The sequence below is a fragment of the Streptomyces sp. NPDC020742 genome (genome assembly GCF_040641675.1).
Classification (GTDB): domain Bacteria; phylum Actinomycetota; class Actinomycetes; order Streptomycetales; family Streptomycetaceae; genus Streptomyces.
In genome coordinates, this window is the sequence record NZ_JBFAEA010000002.1 from 689,693 (window position 1) to 712,842 (window position 23,150).

16 protein-coding genes are annotated in these 23,150 nt (G+C 72.8%); 5 read left to right on the top strand and 11 right to left on the bottom strand.

The features are described 5' to 3' along the window. Window positions 1–15: 15 nt before the first annotated feature. From AB0G84_RS07135 to AB0G84_RS07150, 4 genes are all read right to left on the bottom strand, one after another. Window positions 16–1,962 (bottom strand): non-ribosomal peptide synthetase, encoded by a 1,947-nt coding sequence (locus tag AB0G84_RS07135; RefSeq protein ID WP_361316582.1) that lies wholly within the window; start codon window positions 1,960–1,962, stop codon window positions 16–18. After that, window positions 1,962–5,195 (bottom strand): amino acid adenylation domain-containing protein, encoded by a 3,234-nt coding sequence (locus AB0G84_RS07140; RefSeq protein ID WP_361316585.1) that lies wholly within the window; start codon window positions 5,193–5,195, stop codon window positions 1,962–1,964. The genes AB0G84_RS07135 and AB0G84_RS07140 overlap by 1 nt, the downstream gene beginning before the upstream one ends. Before the next feature lie 321 nt (window positions 5,196–5,516). Further along, window positions 5,517–6,836 carry a non-ribosomal peptide synthetase gene (locus tag AB0G84_RS07145; protein WP_361316587.1) on the bottom strand — a complete coding sequence of 440 codons (1,320 nt, stop codon included), beginning with the start codon at window positions 6,834–6,836 and terminating at the stop codon, window positions 5,517–5,519. 120 nt (window positions 6,837–6,956) lie between these two features. Further along, complete coding sequence (locus AB0G84_RS07150; protein ID WP_361316590.1) at window positions 6,957–8,408, bottom strand: MFS transporter; 1,452 nt, start codon at window positions 8,406–8,408, stop codon at window positions 6,957–6,959. Window positions 8,409–8,802: 394 nt separating this feature from the next. Between AB0G84_RS07150 and AB0G84_RS07155 the strand changes: the two genes are divergently transcribed. Further along, window positions 8,803–9,078 carry a hypothetical protein gene (locus AB0G84_RS07155; protein WP_361316593.1) on the top strand — a complete coding sequence of 92 codons (276 nt, stop codon included), beginning with the start codon at window positions 8,803–8,805 and terminating at the stop codon, window positions 9,076–9,078. 63 nt (window positions 9,079–9,141) lie between these two features. Here AB0G84_RS07155 and AB0G84_RS07160 read toward each other — a convergent pair whose 3' ends face one another. Further along, on the bottom strand, window positions 9,142–10,023 hold the full coding sequence (locus AB0G84_RS07160) for a serine protease (RefSeq protein WP_361316596.1): 882 nt from the start codon (window positions 10,021–10,023) through the stop codon (window positions 9,142–9,144). 290 nt (window positions 10,024–10,313) lie between these two features. Between AB0G84_RS07160 and AB0G84_RS07165 the strand changes: the two genes are divergently transcribed. Continuing rightward, window positions 10,314–10,598 carry a hypothetical protein gene (locus tag AB0G84_RS07165; protein ID WP_361316599.1) on the top strand — a complete coding sequence of 95 codons (285 nt, stop codon included), beginning with the start codon at window positions 10,314–10,316 and terminating at the stop codon, window positions 10,596–10,598. Window positions 10,599–10,860: 262 nt separating this feature from the next. Further along, window positions 10,861–12,630, top strand: coding sequence for a M28 family peptidase (locus AB0G84_RS07170; RefSeq protein ID WP_361316601.1), 1,770 nt, complete (start codon window positions 10,861–10,863; stop codon window positions 12,628–12,630). Between the two features lie 84 nt (window positions 12,631–12,714). Here AB0G84_RS07170 and AB0G84_RS07175 read toward each other — a convergent pair whose 3' ends face one another. Next, window positions 12,715–14,025, bottom strand: coding sequence for a glycosyl hydrolase family 28-related protein (locus AB0G84_RS07175; RefSeq protein ID WP_361316604.1), 1,311 nt, complete (start codon window positions 14,023–14,025; stop codon window positions 12,715–12,717). A gap of 38 nt (window positions 14,026–14,063) precedes the next feature. Between AB0G84_RS07175 and AB0G84_RS07180 the strand changes: the two genes are divergently transcribed. After that, window positions 14,064–14,795, top strand: a complete 732-nt coding sequence (locus AB0G84_RS07180) for a CDP-alcohol phosphatidyltransferase family protein (RefSeq protein ID WP_361316606.1) — start codon at window positions 14,064–14,066, stop codon at window positions 14,793–14,795. Between the two features lie 72 nt (window positions 14,796–14,867). On the opposite strand, the gene AB0G84_RS07185 is transcribed toward AB0G84_RS07180, so the two are convergent. The 5 genes from AB0G84_RS07185 to AB0G84_RS07205 all read right to left on the bottom strand — a co-directional run bounded on the left by AB0G84_RS07185 (window position 14,868) and on the right by AB0G84_RS07205 (window position 21,708). After that, window positions 14,868–15,296: an adenylyltransferase/cytidyltransferase family protein gene (locus AB0G84_RS07185; protein WP_361316608.1), complete on the bottom strand. Its 429-nt coding sequence runs from the start codon at window positions 15,294–15,296 to the stop codon at window positions 14,868–14,870. A gap of 45 nt (window positions 15,297–15,341) precedes the next feature. Beyond that, window positions 15,342–16,850: a fibronectin type III domain-containing protein gene (locus AB0G84_RS07190; RefSeq protein ID WP_361316610.1), complete on the bottom strand. Its 1,509-nt coding sequence runs from the start codon at window positions 16,848–16,850 to the stop codon at window positions 15,342–15,344. A gap of 117 nt (window positions 16,851–16,967) precedes the next feature. Further along, window positions 16,968–18,452, bottom strand: coding sequence for an oligosaccharide flippase family protein (locus tag AB0G84_RS07195; RefSeq protein ID WP_361316613.1), 1,485 nt, complete (start codon window positions 18,450–18,452; stop codon window positions 16,968–16,970). A 77-nt stretch (window positions 18,453–18,529) separates the two neighbouring features. Further along, on the bottom strand, window positions 18,530–20,218 hold the full coding sequence (locus tag AB0G84_RS07200) for a lipopolysaccharide biosynthesis protein (protein WP_361316616.1): 1,689 nt from the start codon (window positions 20,216–20,218) through the stop codon (window positions 18,530–18,532). Then, the gene (locus AB0G84_RS07205) at window positions 20,215–21,708 is read right to left on the bottom strand and encodes a hypothetical protein (protein WP_361316618.1); all 1,494 of its coding nucleotides are present in this window, start codon (window positions 21,706–21,708) and stop codon (window positions 20,215–20,217) included. The genes AB0G84_RS07200 and AB0G84_RS07205 overlap by 4 nt, the downstream gene beginning before the upstream one ends. Window positions 21,709–21,866: 158 nt before the next feature. Between AB0G84_RS07205 and AB0G84_RS07210 the strand changes: the two genes are divergently transcribed. Continuing rightward, the gene (locus AB0G84_RS07210; protein WP_361316621.1) at window positions 21,867–23,120 is read left to right on the top strand and encodes a glycosyltransferase; all 1,254 of its coding nucleotides are present in this window, start codon (window positions 21,867–21,869) and stop codon (window positions 23,118–23,120) included. Window positions 23,121–23,150 lie beyond the last annotated feature (30 nt).

Genomic DNA, 23,150 nt, shown 5'->3' on the forward strand with positions numbered 1-23,150 from the left:
GTGCGGGCGGTCATCTCAGGCGCCTCCCGGCGTCAGGGCCGCGCGACGGGTGTCGATCAGGGCCGCCACGGCACGCAGGTCGGACTGGCGGAGCAGCTCCGGTGCGCGCAGCCGCACACCGGTCTCCCGCTGGATGGCGGTCAGCAGCCGGGCGGCGATCAGCGAAGTGCCGCCCACCGCGGTGAAGTTGTCCGCCAGCGTGGTCTGCGGACGGCCCAGTAGGTCGCGCACCGCATCGAGTACCAGCCGCTCCGCGGGGGTGGCGCCGTCGGACGGGGAGCCGGATGCGGAGCCGGTCGGGGCGTCGGTGTCGGCGTCGACCGCGCCGCCCTCGTCGGTGGCGGCCCGGCGAAGCAGCGCCGCCCGGTCCACCTTGCCGTTGGCGTCCAGCGGGAAGGAGCCGGTGATCCGCACGTCCGAGGGCACCGCCTGCTCGGGCAGCCAGGCCCGCACCGCCGTCAGCAGCGCCTCCGCGGCGGGCGTGGCACCGGCGGCCGGTCGGACGTACACCACCAGGCGGGCCCGCCCGTCGCCGGTACGGGGCGCCACCACGACCGCGCTGCGCACCGCCGGGTCCTGCTCGAACGCGGCCTCCACCTCGGCCGGTTCGATCCGCACCCCGCTGATCTTCACCTGGTCGTCCAGGCGCCCGAGGAACTCCAGCTGCCCGTCGGCCCGCATCAGCACCCGGTCACCGGTGCGGTACAGCCGGTCCACCCCCGGCAGGTCGACGCCGGCCGGCGGAGCGGTGAACCGGCGCGCGGTCAGCTCCGGGTCCACATAGCCCAGCGCCAGACAGCGCCCGCCGAGGCACAGCTCGCCGGCCGTGCCACGGTCCACGGGGCGGCCGTCGGGACCGGTGACCACCACGGTCACGCCGGGCACCGGCCAGCCGATGGGTGGCGCGCCTTCCGCGTCCGCCGCGCGGTCCGCGCCGTGCATCGCATGGGCGGTGACCAGGACGGTGGCCTCGGCCGGCCCGTACACATTGTGGACGGTGGCGGTCACATCGGGGCCGGGACGGCGGCGCATCCGGTCGCCGCCGACGATCAAGTGACGCAACGTCAGGTCGGCCGGCCAGGGCAGGTCCAGCAGCGGCTCGGCCATCGGGGTCGCCGCGACCGCGACCGACACGGCGGCCTGGCGCCACCAGTCGGTGAGCACCGTGGTGTCCCAGCGGACCTCGTCCGGGGCCGGAGCCAGCGCCGCGCCGGACGTCAACCCGGCCCACAGCTCCAGCACATGGGGGTCGAAGGAGACCCCGATGAGCAGGGACTGGCGGTCGCCCGGAGCCAGGCCGGTCTCGGCGCGGTACCAGTCCAGCAGCGTGCCGAGCGCCTGCTCGCCCACCGCGACCGCCTTGGGGCGGCCGGTGGAACCGGACGTCAGCACGGCGTAGAAGGTGCCGGCGGGCGCCGGGCGGGCGCCCTGCGCGGGCGGTCCGGCGAACGCCGCGACCGGCGCCGCGGGGGCGTTAGCGCCGTCCGTGGGCAGCGGCAGCGGCACCGTGCCGGACGTCCGGTAGCGGGGCGGCAGCACCTCCGGGTCACCGATCAGACAGACCACGTCGAGGTCCTCGGCGACCGCGGCGACCCGGCGCTCGCCGGGCTGCGGGCCGAGCGGCAGATAGACCGCGCCGAGCCGGGCCAGCGCGACCGCGGTCACCACCAGGGCGGCGGAGCGGTCCAGGCAGACGCCGACCAGGTCGCCGGGGCGGACCCGGTCGCCCAGCGCGCCGGCCACCGCGTCGGCGGCGGCGTCGAGCTGACCGTACGTCCAGGTGTGCGGGCCGTCGACCACCGCGGGAGCCTGGGGGGAGCGGGCGGCCCACTCGGTGAAGCGGGCCAGCACCCCGGTCGGCGCGCCGGGAGCGGCGCCGTGGGCGATGCTGGGCAGGGGGGCGTACGGGGCGGGGGTGCCGGTCGCCGCGGTCTCGGCCGGGGCGGTCTCGGTCCGGGGCATCAGGACTCCGTCACAGTGGTCGTGGTGGTCGTAGCGGTCAGGGCGGGCTCGGCGGCGAGCGTGGCGAGGGCGCCGGCCTGGTCGGCGAGCACCGGGTTCTGGAACAGCAGCCGCAGCGGCGGCCGTACGCCCAGGTGGGGCTCCAGCCAGGCGGCCAACTGGGCGGCGAGCAGCGAATGACCGCCGATGCGGAAGAAGTGCGCGGCAGCGTCGAAGCGGCGGTGACCCAGCACCTCGTGCCAGCCGTCGGCGAGCAGCGCGGTCAGCGGGTCGTCCGGCAGTGGGGCGAACGGGGTGGACGGGGCGGACGGGTCCGATGCCGCCTCGGCGTCGGCCGGTTCGGCCAAGGCCACCGGCGCGGCCGGCTCCAGGGCGGCGGCCCAGGCGGTCAGCGCGACCCGGTCCGGCTTGCCACCGGCCAACCGCGGCAGCACCTCCAGCCGCGCCCAGCGCCCCGGCACCAAGGCGCCCGGCAGCCGGTGGCTGAGCTCGGCGTGCAGCGCCTGTTCGTCCCACTCCGGGTCCGTGCTGGACTCCTCCAGGAAGCCCACCAGCCGGGGGCCGCCGGCGGCCTCGCGGTCCAGCACGACGGCGCAGGAGCGGCCCCCGAGCACCGCGGAGGCGGCGGCCTCCACCTCCTCCAACTCGATCCGGAACCCTCGCAGTTTGACCTGGTTGTCGCGGCGCCCCAGGAAGTACAGCAGCCCATCACGGCCCCGGTAGCCGATGTCACCGGTGAGGTAGACCCGCTCACCGCCGAGCGCATCGACCGTGCGGAACCGGGCGGCGGTGGCCTCGGGGTTGCCGACGTAGCCCTCGGCGAGCCCCTCCCCGGAGATGGCCAGCTCGCCGACCGCGCCGTCCGGCAGCGGCCGGTGCCAGGCGTCCAGTACGTGCACCCGCTCGCCGGGCAGCTCGCTGCCGAGCGGGATCTCCCCGCCCCCGGTCAGGCCGTCGCGGGTGATCTCGTGGACGGTGGAGCTGACGGCGGCCTCCGTCACGCCGTAGACATTGAGCACGGTGACGTCGGTGCCGTCGAGGAAGGCGCGCATCACCTCGGCCGGGAGGCGCTCCCCGCCGAGCACCAGCAGCCGCGGAGCCCACCGCCCGTCCCGCAGCGCCGGCCCCGTCTCGTCACGGGTGGCGAGGAAGTAACTGGTGGGCAGGTTGGCCACGGTGACCCGGGCGGCGGCCAGCAGATCGGTCAGCTCCGCCCCGGTGGGCACCTCGTGCTCCGGAACGACCAGGCACGCCCCGGCGTACAGCGAGGGGAGGACCTCCTCCAGCGCCACGTCGAACGACGGCTGGGCGAACAGCAGCACCCGGTCGCCCGGCGCCAGGCCGAACCGCTCGGCGGCACCGGTCAGATGGTTCACCAGCGCGGCCCGCCCGACGGCGACCGGCTTGGGTATGCCCGTCGACCCCGAGGTGTGGATGAGGTACGCGGCGCCGGGCACCACCTCGGCCTTCCGGACCGCGGGCAGCACCGGGGCATCGACCGACGCGGTCGGCAGACCGGCGGGGACGCTGCCGGCCGCACCCTCACCGGCCAGCACCAGGGCCGGCGAGAGCCGCTCCAGCAGCAGCGCCAACCGGGCCGGGGGATCCGACGGCGACAGCGGGCAGTACACCGCCCCGGTCCGCAGACAGGCCAGCAGCGTCACCACCGAGTCGGCGCCGCGGGGCAGCACGGCGGCCACCGGCTGACCGGCCGTCACCCCCGCCGCCTCCATCCGCTCGGCGAGCGAGGTCACCTGCGCGTCGAGGTCCCCGTAGCTGATCCGGCGGGCGCCGATGAGCAGCGCCGGGAGCGACGGGTCGTGGCCCGCCGCCGGGTCCAGCGGGTCACGGTCGCCGGTCGCGGGCGCGGCGGCCACGGCGGGCGGGGCCGGTGGCAGCGCCAGGTCGGCGAGCGGCGTGCCCGGGGCGTCCAGGTAGGCCCGCACCAGCTCCAGGAACCGCCCGGCCAGCAGCTTCGCCACGTCCTCGCCGAACATGTCGGCGTCGTAGTCCCACACCAGCGTCATGCCCGCCGCGCCGAGCCGGGGGCCCACCCCGCGGCGGTCGTCCGGCAGCAGCACCACGTCCAGGTCGAACCGGGTGGTGCCGGTGTTGAACCCCTCGAACAGGCTGATGTCCAGCCCCGGCACCTCGATCTCGGGCAGCTCCGCGTCGTGGGCGCTGAACATCACGCTGAACAGCGGGTTGTCTGCACCGGAGGTGTGCAGCCCCAGCGCACGGGTCAGCTCCTGCACCGGCACGTCCTGGTGCGGCAGCGCCTGGATCAGGGTGTCGGTGACCTCGTCCATGGACTCCTCGGCCGGCGCGGCCGGGTCCAGACGCAGCGGGAGCGGCAGGGTGTTCACGAACATGCCCACCGCGTCCTCGAAGCCGCGCGGACGGTTGCCGACCGCGGTGCCGACCACCATCTCCGACCGGCCGCTGTGCCGGCGCAGCAGCTCGGCGAAGAGCCCCAGGAGGGTGGCGAACGGGGTCAGGCCGCGCTCTGCGGCGTGCTCCCGCAGCCGGCCGGCGAGGTCGGCGCCGATCGACTGGCGCAGCTGGCCGCCGTGGTGCCGGCGCCGCGTCCCGGGCCGGGTCAGCCCGGGCAGCGGCATGTCGTACGCCCTGTTCCGCAGCGCCTCGGTCCAGAACGCCAGACCCTCCCGCCGGGCCTCGTCCGCCTCGGGGCCGCCGTCGGCCAGGGCCCGGATGTGGTCGGCGTACGAGGAAGCGGCCGGCAGCTCGACGGGCTCGCCCAGGACGTGCCCCCGGTAGACGGTGAAGACGTCGCGCAGCAGGATCGCGAAGGAGTGGCCGTCGTGGATCAGATGGTGTTCGACGTGGATGAGCCGGTGCCGGTCCTCGGCCATCTTGACCAGGGTCCAGCGCAGCAGCGGCGCCTCATAGGTGTCGAGCGGGGTCTCCGCCTCGGTGCGCAGCAGCTCCTCGAAGGCGCCGTCGGGGTCCGCCGCGCCGCTGAGGTCCACGGTGTGCAGCCGCGGCCCGCACTCCTCCGCGACGCGCTGGCCGGGCACCGCACCGGGGACGGCGACGAGTTCCAGCCGCAGGCCGGGGTGCCGGCTGAGGACGGCGGACAGCCCGCGGCGCAGGGCCTCGGGGTCGAGGGTGCCCCACAGGTCGAGGGCGGCGGTGAAGTTGTAGGCGCGGCTGCCGGGTTGCACCTGTTCGTGCAGCCAGACGATCTCCTGCGAGGAGGAGAGCGGAAGCATGGGCGGTCCCTGATGAAGTGGTCGGATCGGGGTGCGGCGGCCGGGCCGGATCGGGCCGGCCGCAGGGGAGGCCGGGCCGCGGATCGCGCGGCCGGCCCGGTGGTAGAGGTGTGGTTGCTGCGGAGAAGACGCAGCAGCGCAAGAGGAGAGAGCACAAGTGGAGAGCGCGCAAGTGGAGCGTGCGAGAAGGAGAGAGCGCGAGAAGGGGAGCGAGGAAGGAAGGGCAGCGAGCGAGGGGGAGCGGGAGGCAGCAGGACAGCGAGCGGTGAGGAACGGGGGAGGGCGGGCCGAGTGCCGGCCCGGCGCCGTCCCGTTCCGGGGTCAGGCGGACATCGGCGAGGGGGAGCGCAGGGCGTCGGCGAGCGCGGTGAAGGCCTGCTCGGCGGTGGTGTCGGGGTGCACCGCGCGGTCCCACACCATCCGCAGGTGCAGCTCGGCGCCCTGGGTGACGGACACCGCGAACGGCCCGCGCACCGGGCGGCCGTCGATCTGGACCTCCTCGCCCGGCACACCGGCCAGCCGGAGCGCGGGGCGCCGCTGGGCGTCGTCCACGGTCAGCATCCCGTCGAGCCGGCCGGTCCAGCCGGAGCCGGCCGTGCGCGCCGCGTGCACCACCGCGTCGAACGGTGCGGCGGCGTGGTCCAGGTCGTCCCACCACGCCCCGGCGGTCTCCTCCGGCGCCGCGGTGACCGTCCCCGTCGCGGTGGGGAAGACCAGCGTGTTGAGGAAGCAGCCCAGCACCGGAGCGGCGCCGGCCGGCCGGCCGCCCCACGGATAGCCCAGCGGCACCACATGGTTCCTCCCGTACAGCACCGTCGCCGCCGCGCGGCAGGCGTCGAGCAGTTGGGGGAAGGACGCCCCGCTGTCCGGCGCGGGGATCCGCAGCTCGGCCGAGCCGCTCGGCAGCCCGTCGGACGCCGGGCCGGCCGGCCGCGGCGCGGGGGCCTGTTCGCGCACCGCGCGGAGCCGGTCGCCCCAATACGCCATCGCGTCCGGCGAGCCCGCCCGCTCCTCCGCCGCCAACTGCAGCAGTACGGCCTCCCGGTAGGCGTCTCGTTCGGCGGTCACATCGGCCTCCGACGAGGTGTCGGCGGTGCGGCCCGCGGCGTAGGCCTCGCCCAGCTCCTCGACGATCCGGGCCAGCGACTGGCCGTCGCAGGCGGTGTGTTCCAGTACGACGGCGAGCACCTCCCGCGCACCGGCCGTCCGGTCGGGTACCCCCTCGGCCGGGCCGTCCTCGGTGAGGAACAGCCGCAGCGGCGCACCCTGCGGATCCCACGCCTCCAGGGCCCGCCGCAGCGTGGCGGCGGCATCCTCCCCGGGGGCGCGGGTGAGCCGTACCACCGGGACCTCGGGCCGTTCCATCCTGAGCACCGGGGTGCCCCGCAGCACCACCGGGCGGGCGCGCAGCACGGGGTGCAGGGCGGCGAGGCGGTGGGCAGCCGCGGTGAGCCGGGGCAGGTCCACCGTCCCGCGCGGGAACGAGAAGAACATCGGCACGAGGTCGGGCCGCCCGGCCGGATCCATGGACCGCACCAGTACGAAGCGCCGCTGGGCGCCGGTGACCGGCAGCAGGTCCGCCCCGCCGTCGTCGTCGAGCCGGCGGAAGCGGGCCAGGTACTGGCTGGTGATGCTGGGCACGGAAACCTCTCTGGTGAAGCCGCCCGTGGGTGCTGGGTGCAGCACGGTGGGGCAGGCGGTTGGGTGAGCAGGGAGGAACGAGGTGGAACGAGGGGGAGAAAGCGGGCCGGCTCGGGTGCCTCAGACGCGGGCGACGCCCTCGTGGCTGTCATCGACGCCGTCCGGGCTCCCGGCCACACCGGCCGGCACGTTTCCCGCTTCCGTGGCGGTGTCCAGCAGCCGGGCGTCCTGCCTGGAATCGGTCTCCGATCCGGCGTCTCCGGCGTCGGTCTCCTGCCCGGCGTCTTCGGAGCCGGTCTCCGCTCCGGTGTCCATGACGCCCGCGGAATCCGGGAGTTCCCGCATCCGGCGCAGCGGGGAGAGCAGCAGCGGCAGGGGTACGAGGAGGAAGCCGGCCGCGCACCACACCAGCGCCACGCGGGCGCCGAACGCATCGGCCAGTGCGCCGCCGGCCAGCGCGCCCAGGGGCAGGGTGCCCCACATCACGAACCGCAGGGTGGCGTTCATCCGGCCGAGCAGGCGGGGCGGACACAGCGCCTGACGGAAGCTCACCTGGGCCACGTTGTAGACCACCGCGCCGAAGGAGACCACGGCGGAGCCGACCGCGAACAGCGCCCAGCCCGGGCCGCCGCGCCCGGACAGCGGCCACAGCAGGGCGAACGGCCCGGTGGCCAGCGGGGACAGCCAGATGAGCCGGGCCCCGCCGATCCGGGCGGCGAGCGGACCGGCGCACACCGCGCCCGTCAGGCCGCCGATCGCGGCGGCCGACAGCACCAGACCGATCGCGCCCGGTGCCAGTCCCAGCACCCGGGCCAGGAAGACGGCCTGGGTGGCCATCAGCACGGCGCTGAAGAGGTTCGCCAGCCCGGTGCCCAGCGCGATGACCCGGAGCAGCGGGTGGCCGAAGACGAAGCGCAGCCCCTCGCCGACGTCCTTGCGCAGCGAGGACCCGGGCACCCGCGGCGGGCGGCTTTCCGGCTGCTTGATGCGCCACAGGAACAGGGCGGAAACGGCGTATCCGGCCGCGTCCGCGACGATGGCCAGCGGCGCCCCGAGCAGCTGCACCAGGCCACCGCCGATACCGGGGCCGGCGACCTGGGCCGAGGAACGGATCGTCTCCAGCGCTCCGTTGCCGCGCACCAGCTGCTCCTTGGGCAGCAGGCGTGGCAGCAGGCTCTGGTGCGCCACGTCGAAGAACACCGTCGCCACGCCGGTGAGCAGCGCGACGACGTACAGCTGCACCATCGTCAGCACACCGGCGACGGCGGCCAGCGGGATGCTGGCCATGGCCACCGCCCGGAGCACGTCCGCGCGGATCAGCAGCGGCAGCTTCCGCATGCGGTCCACCCAGGCTCCTGCGGGCAGTCCGACGAGCAGGAACGCGGCGGTCTCGGCGGCCGTGAGCAGCCCCACCTCGAAGGCGGGGGCGTTGAGCTGGAGCACCGCTACGAGCGGCAGGGCGACCAGGGTGACTTGGGCGCCGAGCTGTCCGGCTGCGGCTCCGGCGAGTAGCAGGCGGAAGTTGCGCAGGCGCAACGGGCCGCTGGCCGCGGCGCGGGGTCTGACGGGCATGGCACCGAGATTCAGGGAGTGCCCGATCAATAGTCAAAACCCAGAGCACAGTTTCGGTCGGTTTTCTTCACCTTTTGCGTACACATGCAGAAAATTCTTCGTCAGATCGGGGCGCATACCGGAAGGTCGGCGTCTGCCGTGCCAGGGAGTACGGCAGGTCCGCAGCCTGCGGCTGTGTGTGACGCCTCCTCGCTCCGTGCGGCGCATCCCGATGCGCACACTGACCGAAAACAACCACTCATGTCCCTTTATGAACGGAACCGATCGCTTCATCCATAGTGCGGTTTGGGACGCGGTATCGGCGGGGCGGGTGATGCCCCGCTATTGGACTCCCCTCGCGCCGGACCGCGACCCCACGTCGCCGCCCAGCGGGAAATCATGGGAGGGTGGCGTCATGTCGCAAGTGAGGCTCGAGGCGTGGATCGGCGGAGAGTGGCTGGAGGTGACCGCCGTCAGCGTCACCGTGGAGGAGTCCGCGTTGACCCTGTCGTTCGAACACCAGCGGTCCGAGGCGGGGTACCGGGGCCTGATCTGGGAGCCTCTGGAGAACTTCCTGCGGGAGTACCGCGAGGAACCGATCGTGGTGGTACCCCACGGCCGCAACCTGCCGGTGATGTTCGGACCCGGTGCCGCCGGCCCCTTCCGGCTCGCGGAGCTGCCCCCCGTATGACGCGGTCGGGGGTCGTCGGCCGACGACCCCCGATCCGGGCACCCCGACGGGGTGCCACTCACCTCATCGCACGCCTCCGATCAGTGCCGGAACGTCGGCGAACGCGCCGTCGGCCGGCTGTCCGCAGACCTTGCCCGCCGTCTCACCGGCGAAGCTGAAGACGCCGGCCAGCTCCGGACCGCGCCGCCCCCGGACGACCAGCGGGCTGCCGCTGTCGCCGAAGCACATGGTCGTGCGGCCGTCGGACAGATCGCGGGCGCAGAAGACCGAGGACGCATCCACCACGGCAGGTGTCTGGGCGGCGCACTGAGCATGGGTGCGAACGGTGAGATCGCCCCGGCGCAGTACATCGCCGCGGATCTCCCGTTCCGGGTGTGCGGGGTCCGGCGCCGCCGTGGTGCCGTGACTGAAGAGTGCGACCGGGGTGCCGGGCCGCGGCCGGTGTGCGGCGAGCGGCAGCGGCCGGACGCCCCGCACCGGGGCGCTGAGCCGGATCTCCGCCAGGTCGTAGGCCGCCGAGGAGAGTTCGGGCTCGTCGGGGGCCGCGGGGGAGGCGAGCAGCTGGTACCGCGGGTGCATCGTCACCCTGCGGATCTCCCGTACCGTTCCGGGGTCCTGTGACAGGACGGCGGATCCAATGTGTACCTCCGCCTGCCGTAAGTCCACGCCGTCGAGACAGTGCGCCGCCGTCAGCACCCGGTCCGGGGCGATCAGCGCACCGCCGCACGATGCGCGGGCCAGTAGTGGTGCGTCGCCCTTCTTCGCCAGGGTCGCCAGCCATGGCGCGGCACCGCGCTGCGGTAGCTGGGTCCCCCCGGACATCGCATGCGCCGGCGCCGCCAAGCCTGCCGCCGCGGTCACCGCGGCCAGGGCTGTAGTGAGCGCGACCCGCGCCCGCGTCCGACGGCGGTGCCTCGTCCGGTGCTGTCTTCCGTACCTGCTCATGTCAGTTCCCTGCCTTCCGTGCCGGGTTCGTGGTGACAGCAGTCGAAAGTAGTCACTGAGTCGGCGGGCATCGTCAGACCACGGTCGCATCGGCGGTCCTCCCGTGGGGTGGCCTGACCCTGAGGCCCTCTCAGGGAAACGGCCTCGGGGCGAGCCAGGCATATCGATCCGATCGGTCTGGATTGCGTAAAACAGTAAGTGTTGACGGGATATCAGGGACTTTCAGGTGCATTGTCGTTCTCTGCCGCCGACGGTGGCAGTTTCACGGCACTGCAGAAAGGCAGTCCACCATGACCGATCGATTCACCCGTGCCCTGGCCCTGGGTGCGGCCGGTGTCGCCCTCGCCGGGGGCGCCGTCTTCGCCACGGCGGCCGGCGCCGCCGCGGCGCCGTCGCACGACGACGACAACGTCGCGGTGCAGCAGATCGACCGGGGAGACCGGTGCCATGTGATGCACCGCCACTGGATCCGGGTCTGGCATCCGGCCTGGCGGGACCGGCGCGGCCACCGTCACCCCGGCTACTGGACCCGGGACTGGCGCCAGGCGCACCTGGTCTGCCACCACCGTCGCTGACCTGACACCTTGAGGAGTGCGGGCCCCGGACCGGCATCGGTCCGGGGCCCGTCCGCTGCCCGACCATGTGCCCGGATATCGGGCGCCATCTGCTGCTTCACGACAAACACCGCTCCATACGGGGATATCCGTTGACGTCACGGGTGCCGGGGTGTGATGGTACGGCCGCCTGGGTCATGGACATGACGTCCACCGACGCCGTCCGCGGCCCGGCGCTTCACCGGAACCTCCGTCGGTAGAACCGCTACCCCCTCAAGGAGCCATGGTGTTTCGAAGACTCATGGTGGCCGGCGTCTCCCTCGTCGCCACCCTCGGCGCAGCAGGCCTGACCGCGTCCCCCACCGCAGCGGCCGCCGCCCTCGCGAAGCCCGCGACCCCCGCCCCGCTCGTCCGCGCGATATCCGCGCCGGCCGCCGACGCCCCCGACATCGATGTGACCAAGGTCCAGGCGCATCTGACCGAGCTGAACGCCATAGCCACCCGCAACGGAGGTACCCGCAAATCCAGCGGACAGGGCTACCGGGACTCGGTCGCCTACGTCCGCGCCAAGCTCCAGGCAGCCGGGTACACCGTCACCGAGCAGCCCTGTACGAGCGGCTGCGCCACCGGGGCAGGGCCGAACCTGATCGCCGAATGGCCGCAGGGCGACGCCGGCAAGGTCTATATGTTCGGCTCCCACCTCGACAGCGTCGGGGCCGGGCCGGGCATCAACGACAACGGCTCCGGATCGGCCGCCCTGCTGGAGACGGCGCTCACCCTCGCCGAGCGGCACCCCACCATGGCCGCCCGGGTGCGGTTCGGCTGGTGGACCGACGAGGAGCAGGGCCTCAACGGCTCCGACTTCTACGTCAACTCCCTCTCCAGCGCCGAACGTTCGAAGATCAAGGCGTACTACAACTTCGACATGATCGCCTCGCCCAACGGCGGCTACTTCATCAACCACCTCACCTCCGCCGCCGCCCAGCCGATGAAGGCCTACTGGGACGCGCTCGGCCTCCAGCCCGAGGAGAACACCGAGGGCGCCGGCCGCTCCGACGACTACTCCTTCGAGCAGGCCGGCATACCGACCTCCGGGTACGCCATGGGCGCCAGCGCCAGGAAGACCTCCGCACAGGCCGCGAAGTGGGGCGGCACCGCCAACCGCGCCTACGACGCCTGCTACCACCAGTCCTGCGACACCACGGCCAACATCAACGCCACCGGGCTCGACCGCAGCGTCGACGGCATCGCCGCCACCCTGTGGCAGCAGGCCGTCACCGGCTCCACCCCGGCGAACGACTTCTCCCTGGCAGCCAGCCCCGCCGCCGGCAGCGTCGACCCCGGCGGCTCGGCCACCTCCACGGTCACCACGGCCACCACCAGCGGGTCCGCCCAGACCGTGCAGTTGACCGCATCCGGCGCCCCGCAGGGCGCGACCGTCTCGTTCAGCCCCGGCTCGGTGACCACCGGCGGCAGCTCGACCATGAAGGTCACCACGGCCTCCGGCACGCCCCCCGGCAGCTATCCGCTCACCGTCACCGGTACCGGATCCACCACCCACACCGCGACCTACACCCTCACGGTCCGGGGCACCGGCGGCTGCACCGGCGGACAACTGCTCACCAACGGCGGCTTCGAGAACGGCACCTCGCCCTGGACCGGCGACACCGGAGCGATCGGCGCGCACGCGGGCCAGTCCGCCCACGGCGGCAGCAGATTCGCCTGGCTCGGCGGCTACGGCTACTCCGCCACCGACACCATCAGCCAGACGGTGTCCGTACCGGCCGGCTGCACCAGGGCCACCCTCACCTACTGGCTGCACATCGACACCGACGAGCGGTCGGCCAGCGCCTATGACACCTTCAAGATCAAGGTGGGCAGCAGCACGCTGACCACGCTGTCCAACACCGACGCCGCCGCCGGCTACGTCCAGCGGACCGTCGACCTGACCCCCTACCTCGGCCAGCGCATCACCCTGACGTTCACCGCCACCGAGGACTCCGGTCTGCAGACCAGCTTCGTCCTCGACGACGCGGCCCTGCAGACCGGCTGACCCCGGGCAGTTCAACGGACGTCACCGCGGGAGGGGGCGGCACACCCGCTCCCTCCCATGGGGCGCCGCCCCCGCCGGTCGGCGTCACGGCCCCACACAGTCGACGAACCGCACCCGGGCGCCGGTGCCCGCGATGAAGTCCTGCGCGGGGTGGTTGCGCAACAGGCACATGTCGTAGCGGGCCCGGGGCGCCGACCCGTCACCGCCCCCGCCGTCCTCGTAGACGTGCTGCCCGGACAGCTGGCACGCGTCGTAGCGCACCAACGGGCCCCGCGCGCCCACCCGGTAGCGGTGCGGCCGGCTGTTCTTGGCGAACGGTTTGAAGGCGTGCGCGGTGTCATCGCAGTCGTTGAAGTGCACGGTCCCGCTGTCCCAGGCGCAGTCGATCACCACGGTGTCGGGGTCGCGCACCTCGAAGCGGATGTCCTCGGCGTGGAACCGCTGCACCGAGTCGTGGTGCCCGGCGCGCGGGAAGCGGAAGAAGGTGCTGGTGCGCCCGTAGTCGGCGGTGCTCTGCGGACGCTTGCCGGTGATGATGTACGAACCTCCCCGGCAGGTCAGGGACCCCCCGTACGGGAACTCCAGGAAGTTCCCCCAGGAGTACTCGACCTTCATGTCGGTGAACCAGTAGTTGAGGAACTGGTCCTGCTGCGAAGGGTCCGTCGACTTCTGGGAGAGCCCCGAGTAGAGGAACGCCTTGCGGTACGCGCCGCCGACCCGGCAGGCGTCCCAGCGCATCTCCGAGTTGGTGTTGCTGCCGTCGAGCGCCAGCCCGTACGTCCACTCGCCGGTCCACTCGCACTCGCTGAAGCGGTAGTCCTGGGCCTGGCCGGTCGAGTACGAGTAGAAGAACGAGGCACCGGGCGTGCCGCAGACAAAGGCCATCCGCTCGAAGGAGAGGTTCGCCCAGCTGTCCTCGTTGCGGCAGAGATAGGCGTCCTCGGCCCGGGGCGGCGCGAACAGCAGCTGCGTCATCCGCTTGCCGGCCCCGCGGAACCGCAGCCCGTTCGCCTTGAGCTTTCCCCCGGGCGCGTTGAGCAGGGCGTTCGGCGACTTGATCAGGTAGGTGCCGGCCGGTACGTCGATCACGGTCCGGCCCACGTGGTCCCACACCCGCCCGGCCGCATAGGCGTAGGCGCGGGCGAACGCCCGGCTGTCGTCGGTCCGGCCGTCGCCCTTGGCGCCGCAGTCCGCCACCACGTCGATGGTGTCCCGGCCCTTGGGCTTGCTGCCGGTCACCACCGGCGGCCGGGCGCCTTCGTCCCCCGGCGCATCGGGGGAGGAGGAGTCGGAGTCGCATCCGGTGAGCGCCGCCGCCAGGGCCGCGGCCGTTCCCACCACCAGCGCCCTGCGGGTGGTGGCGGCACCGTTGGACGGAGAGATGCTGCCTGCCATGATGTTGCTCCTTCGGGGGCCATTCACAGGTGGGGGACATGAGTCAATTCGGTGACGCGATCAGAGAACTCTCGACGGCCCAGAAGTCCGCCAAGGGGGTTTCCCTGTACTCGCGGTACGTGAACCGTCCGGTCGGCCGGGTGCTGGCCGCCGCGGGCTACAGCGTCAAACTGACGCCCAATCAAGTCACGCTCATCAGTGCGGCCGTCACCTTCGCCGGTGTGGTGATGACGGCCACGCTGCGGCCCTCTTCGGCGGCCGCACTCGGGATATTCGCGGCGTTGTTCCTCGGCTTCGCACTGGACTCCGCCGACGGACAGCTCGCCCGGCTGACGGGCGCCGGCAGCGCCGCGGGGGAGTGGCTGGACCATGTGGTCGACTGCGCCAAGATGCTGGCTCTCCACATGGCCGTACTCGTCTGCTTCCACCGGCACTTCGGCTTCTCCGACCCGGTGCTGCTGTGCGTCCCCATCGCCTTCCAGTTCGCCGCGGTGATGGTGTTCTTCGGCGGGATCCTCACCGAACAGCTCAAGCGCGCCGAGCGGTTGCGCAGCGGGGCCGGCCGCCCGGCGTCCCCGGCACCGGCCTCCACCCTGCGCTCGGTGGCGCTGCTGCCGGTCGACTACGGGGTGTTCTGCGCGCTGTTCCTGCTGTTCGGCAGCCAGGACCTCTTCGTGGCCGGGTACTGCGTCCTGCTCGCCGCCCATGTCCTGTTCATGGCGGGCTTCCTGGTCAAGTGGTACCGCGAACTGTCCGCCCCCGGCCGCTGAGGGCGCCGGGGAACAGCGGCGGCGGAACGAGCGGAGCAGCGGCCCCGGCATTTTCTGCCGGGGCCGCCGCACTCAGGCGGAATTCGCCAGATCGTCAAGCGCCTGACGCAGCAGAGTGCTTGAGGTGTGCACGGTGTACGGGAAATAGATCACCTCGACACCGACCGTGGCGAAATCCCTTTCCAGTTTGTCGCCCTTGCTCGTTCCCCGCCAGTCGTCGCCCTTGAAGAGGACGTCGAACCGTACCTGTTTCCAGGTCTCCAATTTGTCGGGCACCGTCTCGACGAACGCCGCGTCCACGAAGCGGACACTGCGTACGATCTCCAGCCGTTCGGTGAGGGGAATGACCGGAGCCTTTCCCTTTGCCTGCTCGGCCATTTCGTCCGAGACCACCCCGGCCACCAGATAGTCGCACTGGCTTCTGGCGTGCCGGAGGATGTTCAAGTGCCCCACGTGGAACAGGTCGTAGACCCCGGGCGCGTAGCCTACTCGGTGCGTCATATACCCCCCACGGTCGAACCCACGGTCCGCCCTCCGGTCCTGCGGTCAGTTCCTGGCGGTCACATAGACCGGGCCGTTGCGGCCCGAGACATTGGTGCCGTCGGTGACCTCCAGGGAGTAGCGGTGCTGGGAACCGGGCTCGACGGTGTCCGTGTAGCTCATGTCGGGCCGGTTCCAGTAGCGCGACTCCTTGGTGAGCGAGGTCAGGTACGCGCCGTCCCGGTAGATCCGATAGGTCAGGGAGCCGTTGTCCCGGTCCCACGAGGCCTTCCAGTTCAGCGTGACCCGCCCGCGGGACGTGCTGGACCCGCTCATCAGCGGCACCTGCGGCGCGCCGGTGTCCGGGCCCGCCGCGAACCGCGTCAGCCCCTGCTGCGGGGCGTCGTTGACGGTGGTGAACTCACCGCCCGCCCACAGGATGCCGTCCGCCATGGTCAGCGCGCGCGGCCCGATCTGCTCGCCGATCCCGTCGTTGGTGTCCGGGAACCACGGCAGGATGGTCTTGTCGGAGATCGACTGCGCCAGGAAGTGCTGACGGTTGCCGATGTCCGTGAAACCACCGGGCGTGTCGGAGCAGTTGTGGGCGTGCGAGCCGCTGTAGAGCACCCCCTTGTACGGAAGTACCGCCTGGGTGGCGCCCAGACAGGTGTCCTTCCAGATCTGCGAACCGTCCGACAGCCGGCCGGCGATCCGGCCGTCGAAGACCCCGCCGCCGGTGCCCTCGGCGCCCACGTAGAAGTTGGTGCCGTCGTTGACCAGCGCCTTCACCGCCGACCGCTGGGGGATCCAGCCGGTGAAGTTGTTGACGACCTTGCCGGTCGTGGCGTCCAGCCCGGCCAGCGCGTGCACGGTCAGCACGCTGCCGTTCACCGAGGTGAACCGGCCGCCGATGATGACCTTGTTGAGCTGCGGGACGACCGTGAGCGCATTGACGCCCGGCGTGGGGTCGTTGGAGATCGACGAACCGCGGATCGTGGCCTTGAAGGGCAGCAGCGTCCCGTCGGGCCGCAGCGCGGCGACCCGCTCGCGGGTCTGGCCCTGCACCGTGTCGAACTGGCCGCCGAGGTAGACCGCGTCGTCGGTGACGTCCAGGGCCCGTACGGTCGAGCTGACGGTGGGCTTGAAGTCGCCGTCGATGGTGCAGTCCGCGGTGTTCAGGGCGGCGGTGTTCGAGCGTCCGACCGGGCCGGCCTTGCCGAACGAGCCGCCGATGTAGAGCAGCGAGCCGTCCGGCGAGGGCTTCATGGCCCTGATGGTCTCGGTGCCACCGCTGAACGCCGGTGCGCAGGAGAGCGGTTGGCCGGTTTTCGCATCGAAGGCCGCGAAGTTCTCGCGGGCGACCTCACCGGTGCCGGGGGCCGCGCCGGGCGGCCGGATGTGGTCGAAGCGACCTCCCACATAGACGATGCCCTTGGCGTACGCCAGGGACCACACGATGCCGTCGGTCTGCCAGGTGCTCAGCGGATCCGCGGTCAGCGTGGATTCGCCGGTGGCCTGCGCGGGCCCGGCGGCGAGAGCCGTCGAGGCGGTACCCAGTACTGCGGCGGCGATCAAGAGATGGACGGGCTTGTTTCTTTGGCGCACAGATCCCCCCTGGAAACATGGCGCGAACGGAATGGCGGGACAGGATGCGCGAACGAGATGAGTTCTGTGCGGAAATGCGTCCAGCGTTCATCGCGAGTTTTCCGAACTGCGCTTGCGCAACACCCCGAAGAACTCCCCTACCCCCAGCGGCAAACGATAGCGCCAGACGAGCGCACCGAACGCCGCAATACACAAAACCATTCCCAAGAGTCCACCGGCCATGCCGTCACCGAGGAGCGCCCGGACGGCGAACGCCGCCGGGGCCACCACCCCGATGCCGACCAGCGCGGCACACAGATAACCGCGATCCACGGTGCCAAAGCCCAGGCGGCGGCGGACGAGCCAGGCCGAGGCGCCGTTGTCCACGATGATCGCCAGGCCCCAGGAGAGTGCCGCACCCAGCACCCCGTACTCCGGAACCAGCCATATTCCGCTGCCCAGTTGGACCAGGAAGGCGGCCCCGGCGACCGTCAGGTTCCAGCCGCTGCGCCCGGCCATCAGCAGGACCGTCTGCGCATTGCCGACCCCCACGTTGACCAGACAGGCCACCGCCAGTACCACCAGCGCCGACCGCCCGCCCTCGAAGCCCGCCCCGAACACCGACAGCACGGTGCGGGGGAAGGCCGCCAGCAGGACGAAGACCGGCCAGGAGAAGAGCGCGATCCAGCGCGTGGAGAGCCGGTGCAGCCGGTGCGCCCCCTGTGCGTCGCCGGCCGCCAGCAGCCGGCTGATCTGCGGCGCCACCGCCAGCCGGACGGCCAGCTGCAGCAGCGTCCCCGCGGTGATCAGACGCCCGATCGCGGTGTAGACACCGGCCTCGGCGCTGGTGCCCAGCACCGACAGCAGGATCACGCCGATCCACACCGCCGCGATGTCGAAGAGCGAGGAGACCGCCCGCGGCCCGGCGAAGGCCCAGAACTCCCGTACCCGTGCGGGCGGTCGGCCGGTGCCCGGATGCGCGCGGAGCGATCGGCGCAGCGACACCGACGCCGCCACCGCGCCCAGCACCCCCGGTACCAGCCACGCCGCGGACAGGGAGACCACGCCGGGCGCCAGCAGCACCAGCGGCACCGCGAGCAGCACCCGCAGCACCGGCTTCCCGATCTGCTCGACACCCACGAACGGCACCACCGAGCCGTACCCCCGGGTGGCGCCGAGCAACACCAGCGCCACCGTCGTCACCGGCAGGAAAAGCGCGAACAGCCGTAGAACCGCCACTGCTTGGCCGGCAGTCAGCTCGGGCAGCAGCCATCCGGCGAGCCCGGGGGAGCACAGCAGCACCGCTGCCCCCGCCACGCTCGCCAGCAGGGTCGGCAGCACCGCGCTGCGCAGCAGCCCCGGCACCCCGCCCCCGCCGGTGAGCTCCAGGTCCCGGGAGACGAACCGCACCAGGGCGGTATCGGCCCCCAGCTTCAGGGCGTTGCTCAGGATGGTGAAGGCCGCGACGCCGGTGAAGACCGCGCCGGCCCCGCGCGCGCCCAGACCGTGGGTGACGACGGTGACCAGGACGAACCCGAAGACCGCATTGGCGGCCGAGCCGGCCAGGGCGAACAGGCTCCCGCGCGCGGTCACGGCGACGCCGCGCCCTCCGTCCGTCGCCCCGGCCGGAGCCGGTACGGGGCCGCCGGTGCCCGCAGGACGGAGCGCCGTCATCCGCGCAGCGACGGCGCGTCGGTGTCGGCGGACGCCTGGGCCACCCACCCCTGACCGGAGCGGGGCGGCGGCGGACCCGGGTGGGCGGCCGGCGGCGGCACCGCGGCCCGCGCCCGGCTGCGGCCCCGGCCCCGCTTGCGGTGCGTGGGACCGCTGTCGGTCAGCCGGCGCAGCGACGGGCCACGGCTCCCCTTGTCCAGCACCGCCCCCAGGATGTGCCCGCCGGCCCCGGTGATCAGCTCCCACACCCGGTCCAGGTCGTCCCGGCGCACCTCGTTGAGGTCGCAGACCACCACGACGCCCGCCGCCTGCTTGGCCACGGCCAGCCCGTCCGCATGCGTCAGCAGCGGCCCGGTCACCACCACCACATGCTCGTCCGGCCCCGAGGGCGCCGCCAGCAGCCGGGCGAACTCCGGGGAGGTCAGCGCCCGCGCGGGGTTGGGCACCTCCCGTCCCGGCAGGAGGTCGAAGCGTCCGTCGAAGCCCGCGTCCACCGCGAACCGCTCGCCCTCGGCCCAGCTGCCCGGCACCGGCCGCCCGCGGCCCGGCCGCAGCGGCAACCGCTGTGCGAGATTGGGCGTGCGGAGGTTCGCCTCCACCAGCAGGATGTCATTGCCGATCTCGGCGAACGCCCCCGCGAGGTTCACCGCCACCGAGACCGCGTCGGCGTTCTCGCGCGGGGCGACGATCAGCAGGCTGCCCCGCCCAGCGAAGCGCCGGTCGTGCACCAGCCGGAAGGCGATCGTCCGGTACGCCTCCGCCCGGTTGCCGTGGCCGGACCGGCCGACCTCCAGCAGCTGCTCCCCACCCCGCCGGCGCGGCAGGATGCCGAGCACCGGCGCCCGCAGATTGTCCTGTACGTCCGCCACCGACCGGACCCGCGGCTCCAGCACCGAACGGACCCAGGCGGCCAGGATCCCCAGCGCCAGCCCCACCACCGCACCGGTGAGCAGCAGCATCATCAGCCCCGGGCTGGACGGGAAGGCCGGCGGATCCCCCTTGCGCACGATGTCACCGGCCGTGGTGTCCAGGGACTTCAGACTGGAGATCCGCCCCTGCAGGTCCCCTATCTCCGTCACCAGGTTGCTGCGCTCGGACTGGTCGGAGGTCCGCGCCGTCCCCGCGCTCTCCCCGGCGATCCGCCGGTCCAGCATCTTGCGCTGCTCCAGCAGCGGTTTGAGCTCGGTGTTCAGCTTGCTCACCGTCGCATCGATGCGGTGGCTCGCGGTGTCCTGCCGGTAGGCGAGATACGCATGGACGAAGGCGTTGACGAGCTTGGACGCCCGCTCCGGGGAGTCCGCGCTGTACTCGAACAGCAGCGTCTGGGTCTCCGGCGGGTTGCTCACCCGCAGGTCGCGCTGGAGGGCGGCCGGGTTCCCGGTCTCACGGAGCGCCTTGGCCGCGCCGGCCGCCACCGACGCGCTCTGCGCGATCTGCCGCTCGGTGCCCATGCTGATCTGCTTGTCCGCCGAGACCCCGCCGGCCTCGAACGGCGCGGTGCTGATGGCGTGCACCACCACCTCGCCGGTCGCCGTGTAGGTCGAACCCCCCAGCACCGACACCGCGGCGCCGCCGAGCAGGCCCAGCACCAGCCCGAGGACGATGAAGGCGCGGTACCGGAACAGTTGCCGCAGCTGATCGCGGATCTGGTCCGGCTCCTCCACGGGCTCGTCGAAGACGCTCACGTACGTGCTCCTCCTGTGGGTAGCGGCGAGGGTGCCGCGCGCTCCGGCGCGTACCCGGCCTCCCGCGCCGACGGCGGCGCCGGGCGCCGGTGCTTACGGGTGATCAGCAGCGGAATGCACACCAGCAGGGCGAGCGGGCCCACGATCGCCATCAGGCTGCCGCGCAACAGCACCAGCTGGTAGAAGCCGAACGCCGGCACCAGCAGCGCCGCGAGCGTGCCCGGACGCCTCCGCAGCCGGTGCCGGATCTCGTCGATGCGCCGCCCGACCGCACCGATCAGCCCGAAGACGGCGATGACCGAAGGGAACCCGGCCCACATGTACGACTCGATCCACAGCGGCGCCGAGAGGTTGTCGAAGGTGTACCCGGCGTGCCGGGCGAGCAGGATGCCCGCGTCGTCGGGCTTGCCGGGCCAGGCGGCGCGCGGGACGAAGAACAGCGGCGGGCCCAGTGCCGCCGACGGGGTGAAGCCGGCGTGCCGGACGTAGTCCACACCGGTCTCGATCTGCTGGAAGGCGTCGTAGTCGCCGTTGGAGGTGAACTGCTCGGCGAGCGAGACGACCCGGACCGGCTCCCGCTTGTCGTAGCGGAAGTAGTCGCTGTACGGGAAGACCACCAGCACCACCGCCGCCACCCCGGCCGCACCGATCCGGAAGGCCCGAGGGCCGCGCATCCACGAGGCACCGAAGGCCAGCGCCAGCAGCACCGTGCCGGCCCAGAAGCGGGGCTGGCTGATGGGGTTGTTGACCACCGCGTTCACCGCCGCCAAGAGCGGCAGCAGCAGCCACCGTAACCCGCGCAGCACCCGGTCGCCCGTACGGAAGCGCGGTACGTGCAGCAGCCCTACCAGCGCCCAGAACGCCGGCACCGACAGGACCCACGCCGCCATCGCCCGGTCCGCCGACCCCGCCGGTTCGGCCAGCGCCGCCGCCTCGTTGGCGGCCTGCCGGCTCAGGAAGAAGGCGGCCAGCCCGCCCTGACGGGGTATCAGTATCACGGCCAATAAGAGCGCCAGGCCGCAGAGCAGCAGCACCCGTCCCGGCGCCAGCCGCCTGGCCAGTAGCGGTTCGAGCACCACGGAGGTCCGCGACGAGCGCCACCCGGCCAGCGCCGACCCCGCGCTGTACGCCACAAGTCCCGTCTCTACCAAGAGCGTTGACACAAAGGCGGTGTCCGCATCGACCAGGAAGCCGCGCGGATAGGCGTCCGTCGCGAGCATGGCTAGCGGCGCCAGGCCGAGCCACACGTACGAGAAGAGCCAGAAGCCGAAGGCGATCAACCGGGCCCCGACGTCCGTCAGTACCCGGGCCAGCGCGGCACCGGTGTGCACCACCACGACGCACTGCACGACGAGCGCGGCGCCGAACCGGGCGTCCAGCGACTGCAGGATCAGCAGCGGCAGCACCACGACCAGCATCAGCGCCCAGCAGCACAGCGCGGCCACGCCGCGGGCGGGCGGTGCGCTTCCCGTACGCCTCCCCGGCATCATCGACCTCCCCCCAGAGCTCTCCCCAACTCCCCACCGGCGCCCGCCAATCTAAGGGACATCGGACGACAAGGTCGCCTTCGGGACACAATCGCAACCCAATTCACCGTTCTGCGGGCGGTGCCGCTCCTACGATGTCCCGACAGCCAGAGGGGGCAGCCGTGGAAGACTCGTTCGCCGGCCGGTGTGTGCTCGTGGTCTCGACCAACTACGCACCCGAACACACCGGCATAGGGCCGTACTCGACACAGATCGCCGAACACCTCGCCGCGTCCGGCGCGGACACCCATGTCCTGGCGGGCATGCCGCACTACCCGGCCTGGGAGGTGGCGCAGGGGTACCGGGGCCGGTGGCGGGTGCGCGAGCGCCGGGGCGGGGTGACCGTGCACCGGCGCCGGCACACCGTGCCACCGCGCCAGACCGCCGCGCACCGGGCGCTGTTCGAGGCGAGCATCCTGGCGCACGGTGTCCTGGCGCCGCCGCGGATCCGACCCGAGGTGGTGCTCACCCAGATGCCCACGCTGGCCGGGGGAGTGCTGGGCGGGCGGCTGGCCCGACGGGCCGGCGCCCCGCATGTGGTGGTGGTCCAGGACCTGATGGGCGCGGCGGCGGCGCAGAGCGGCATCCGGGGCGGGGGCCGGGCCGCGGCGGCGGCCGGGGCGGTCGAGGCCCGGATCCTGCGCGGCGCCACCGTCGTCGGGGTGGTGCACGAGTCGTTCGTGCAGCGGGTCACCGCGATGGGGGTGCCCCGGTCCCGGGTCCAGGTGGTGCCCAACTGGACGCACGTCCAAGGCCCGAGCGGTGACCGGGAGGCGACCCGGGCCCGGCTCGGCTGGCGGCCCGAGGAGACCGTCCTGCTGCACGCCGGCAACATGGGCCTCAAACAGGGGCTGGACGTCCTCGTCGAGGCCGCCCGGCTCGCCGATCAGGAGGCCGCCCCGATACGCATCGTGCTCATGGGCGACGGCAACCAGCGCGACCGCCTCCAGCAGCTGGCCACGGGCGTCTCCGCGCTGACCTTCCTGCCGCCCGCGGATGCCGATGCGTTCCCCGACATGCTCGCCGCCGCCGATGTGCTCGCGGTGACCCAGAAGGCCTCCGTCCTCGATATGAGCCTGCCGTCCAAGCTGACGTCGTACTTCATGACGGGACGGCCGGTGATCGCCTCGGTGGCCGCCCAGGGGGGCACCGCCCAGGAGGTGTTGCGCTCCGGCGCGGGGTCGGTGATCACGCCGGAGGACCCCAAGGCGCTGCTCGCCGAGGTGTGCGCGCTCGCGGCCGACCCCGAACGGGCCGCCCGGATCGGCGCCTGCGGTCCCCGGTACGCCGAGGAGCACCTCAGCAGCCGGGCCGGCCTGGACCGGATCACCGCGCTGCTGCGGCTCGCCACGGCCGCCCGGGGCACCGGGCGGTAGGGCTTTTCTTCCGGAGGTTGCGGAGCTTCG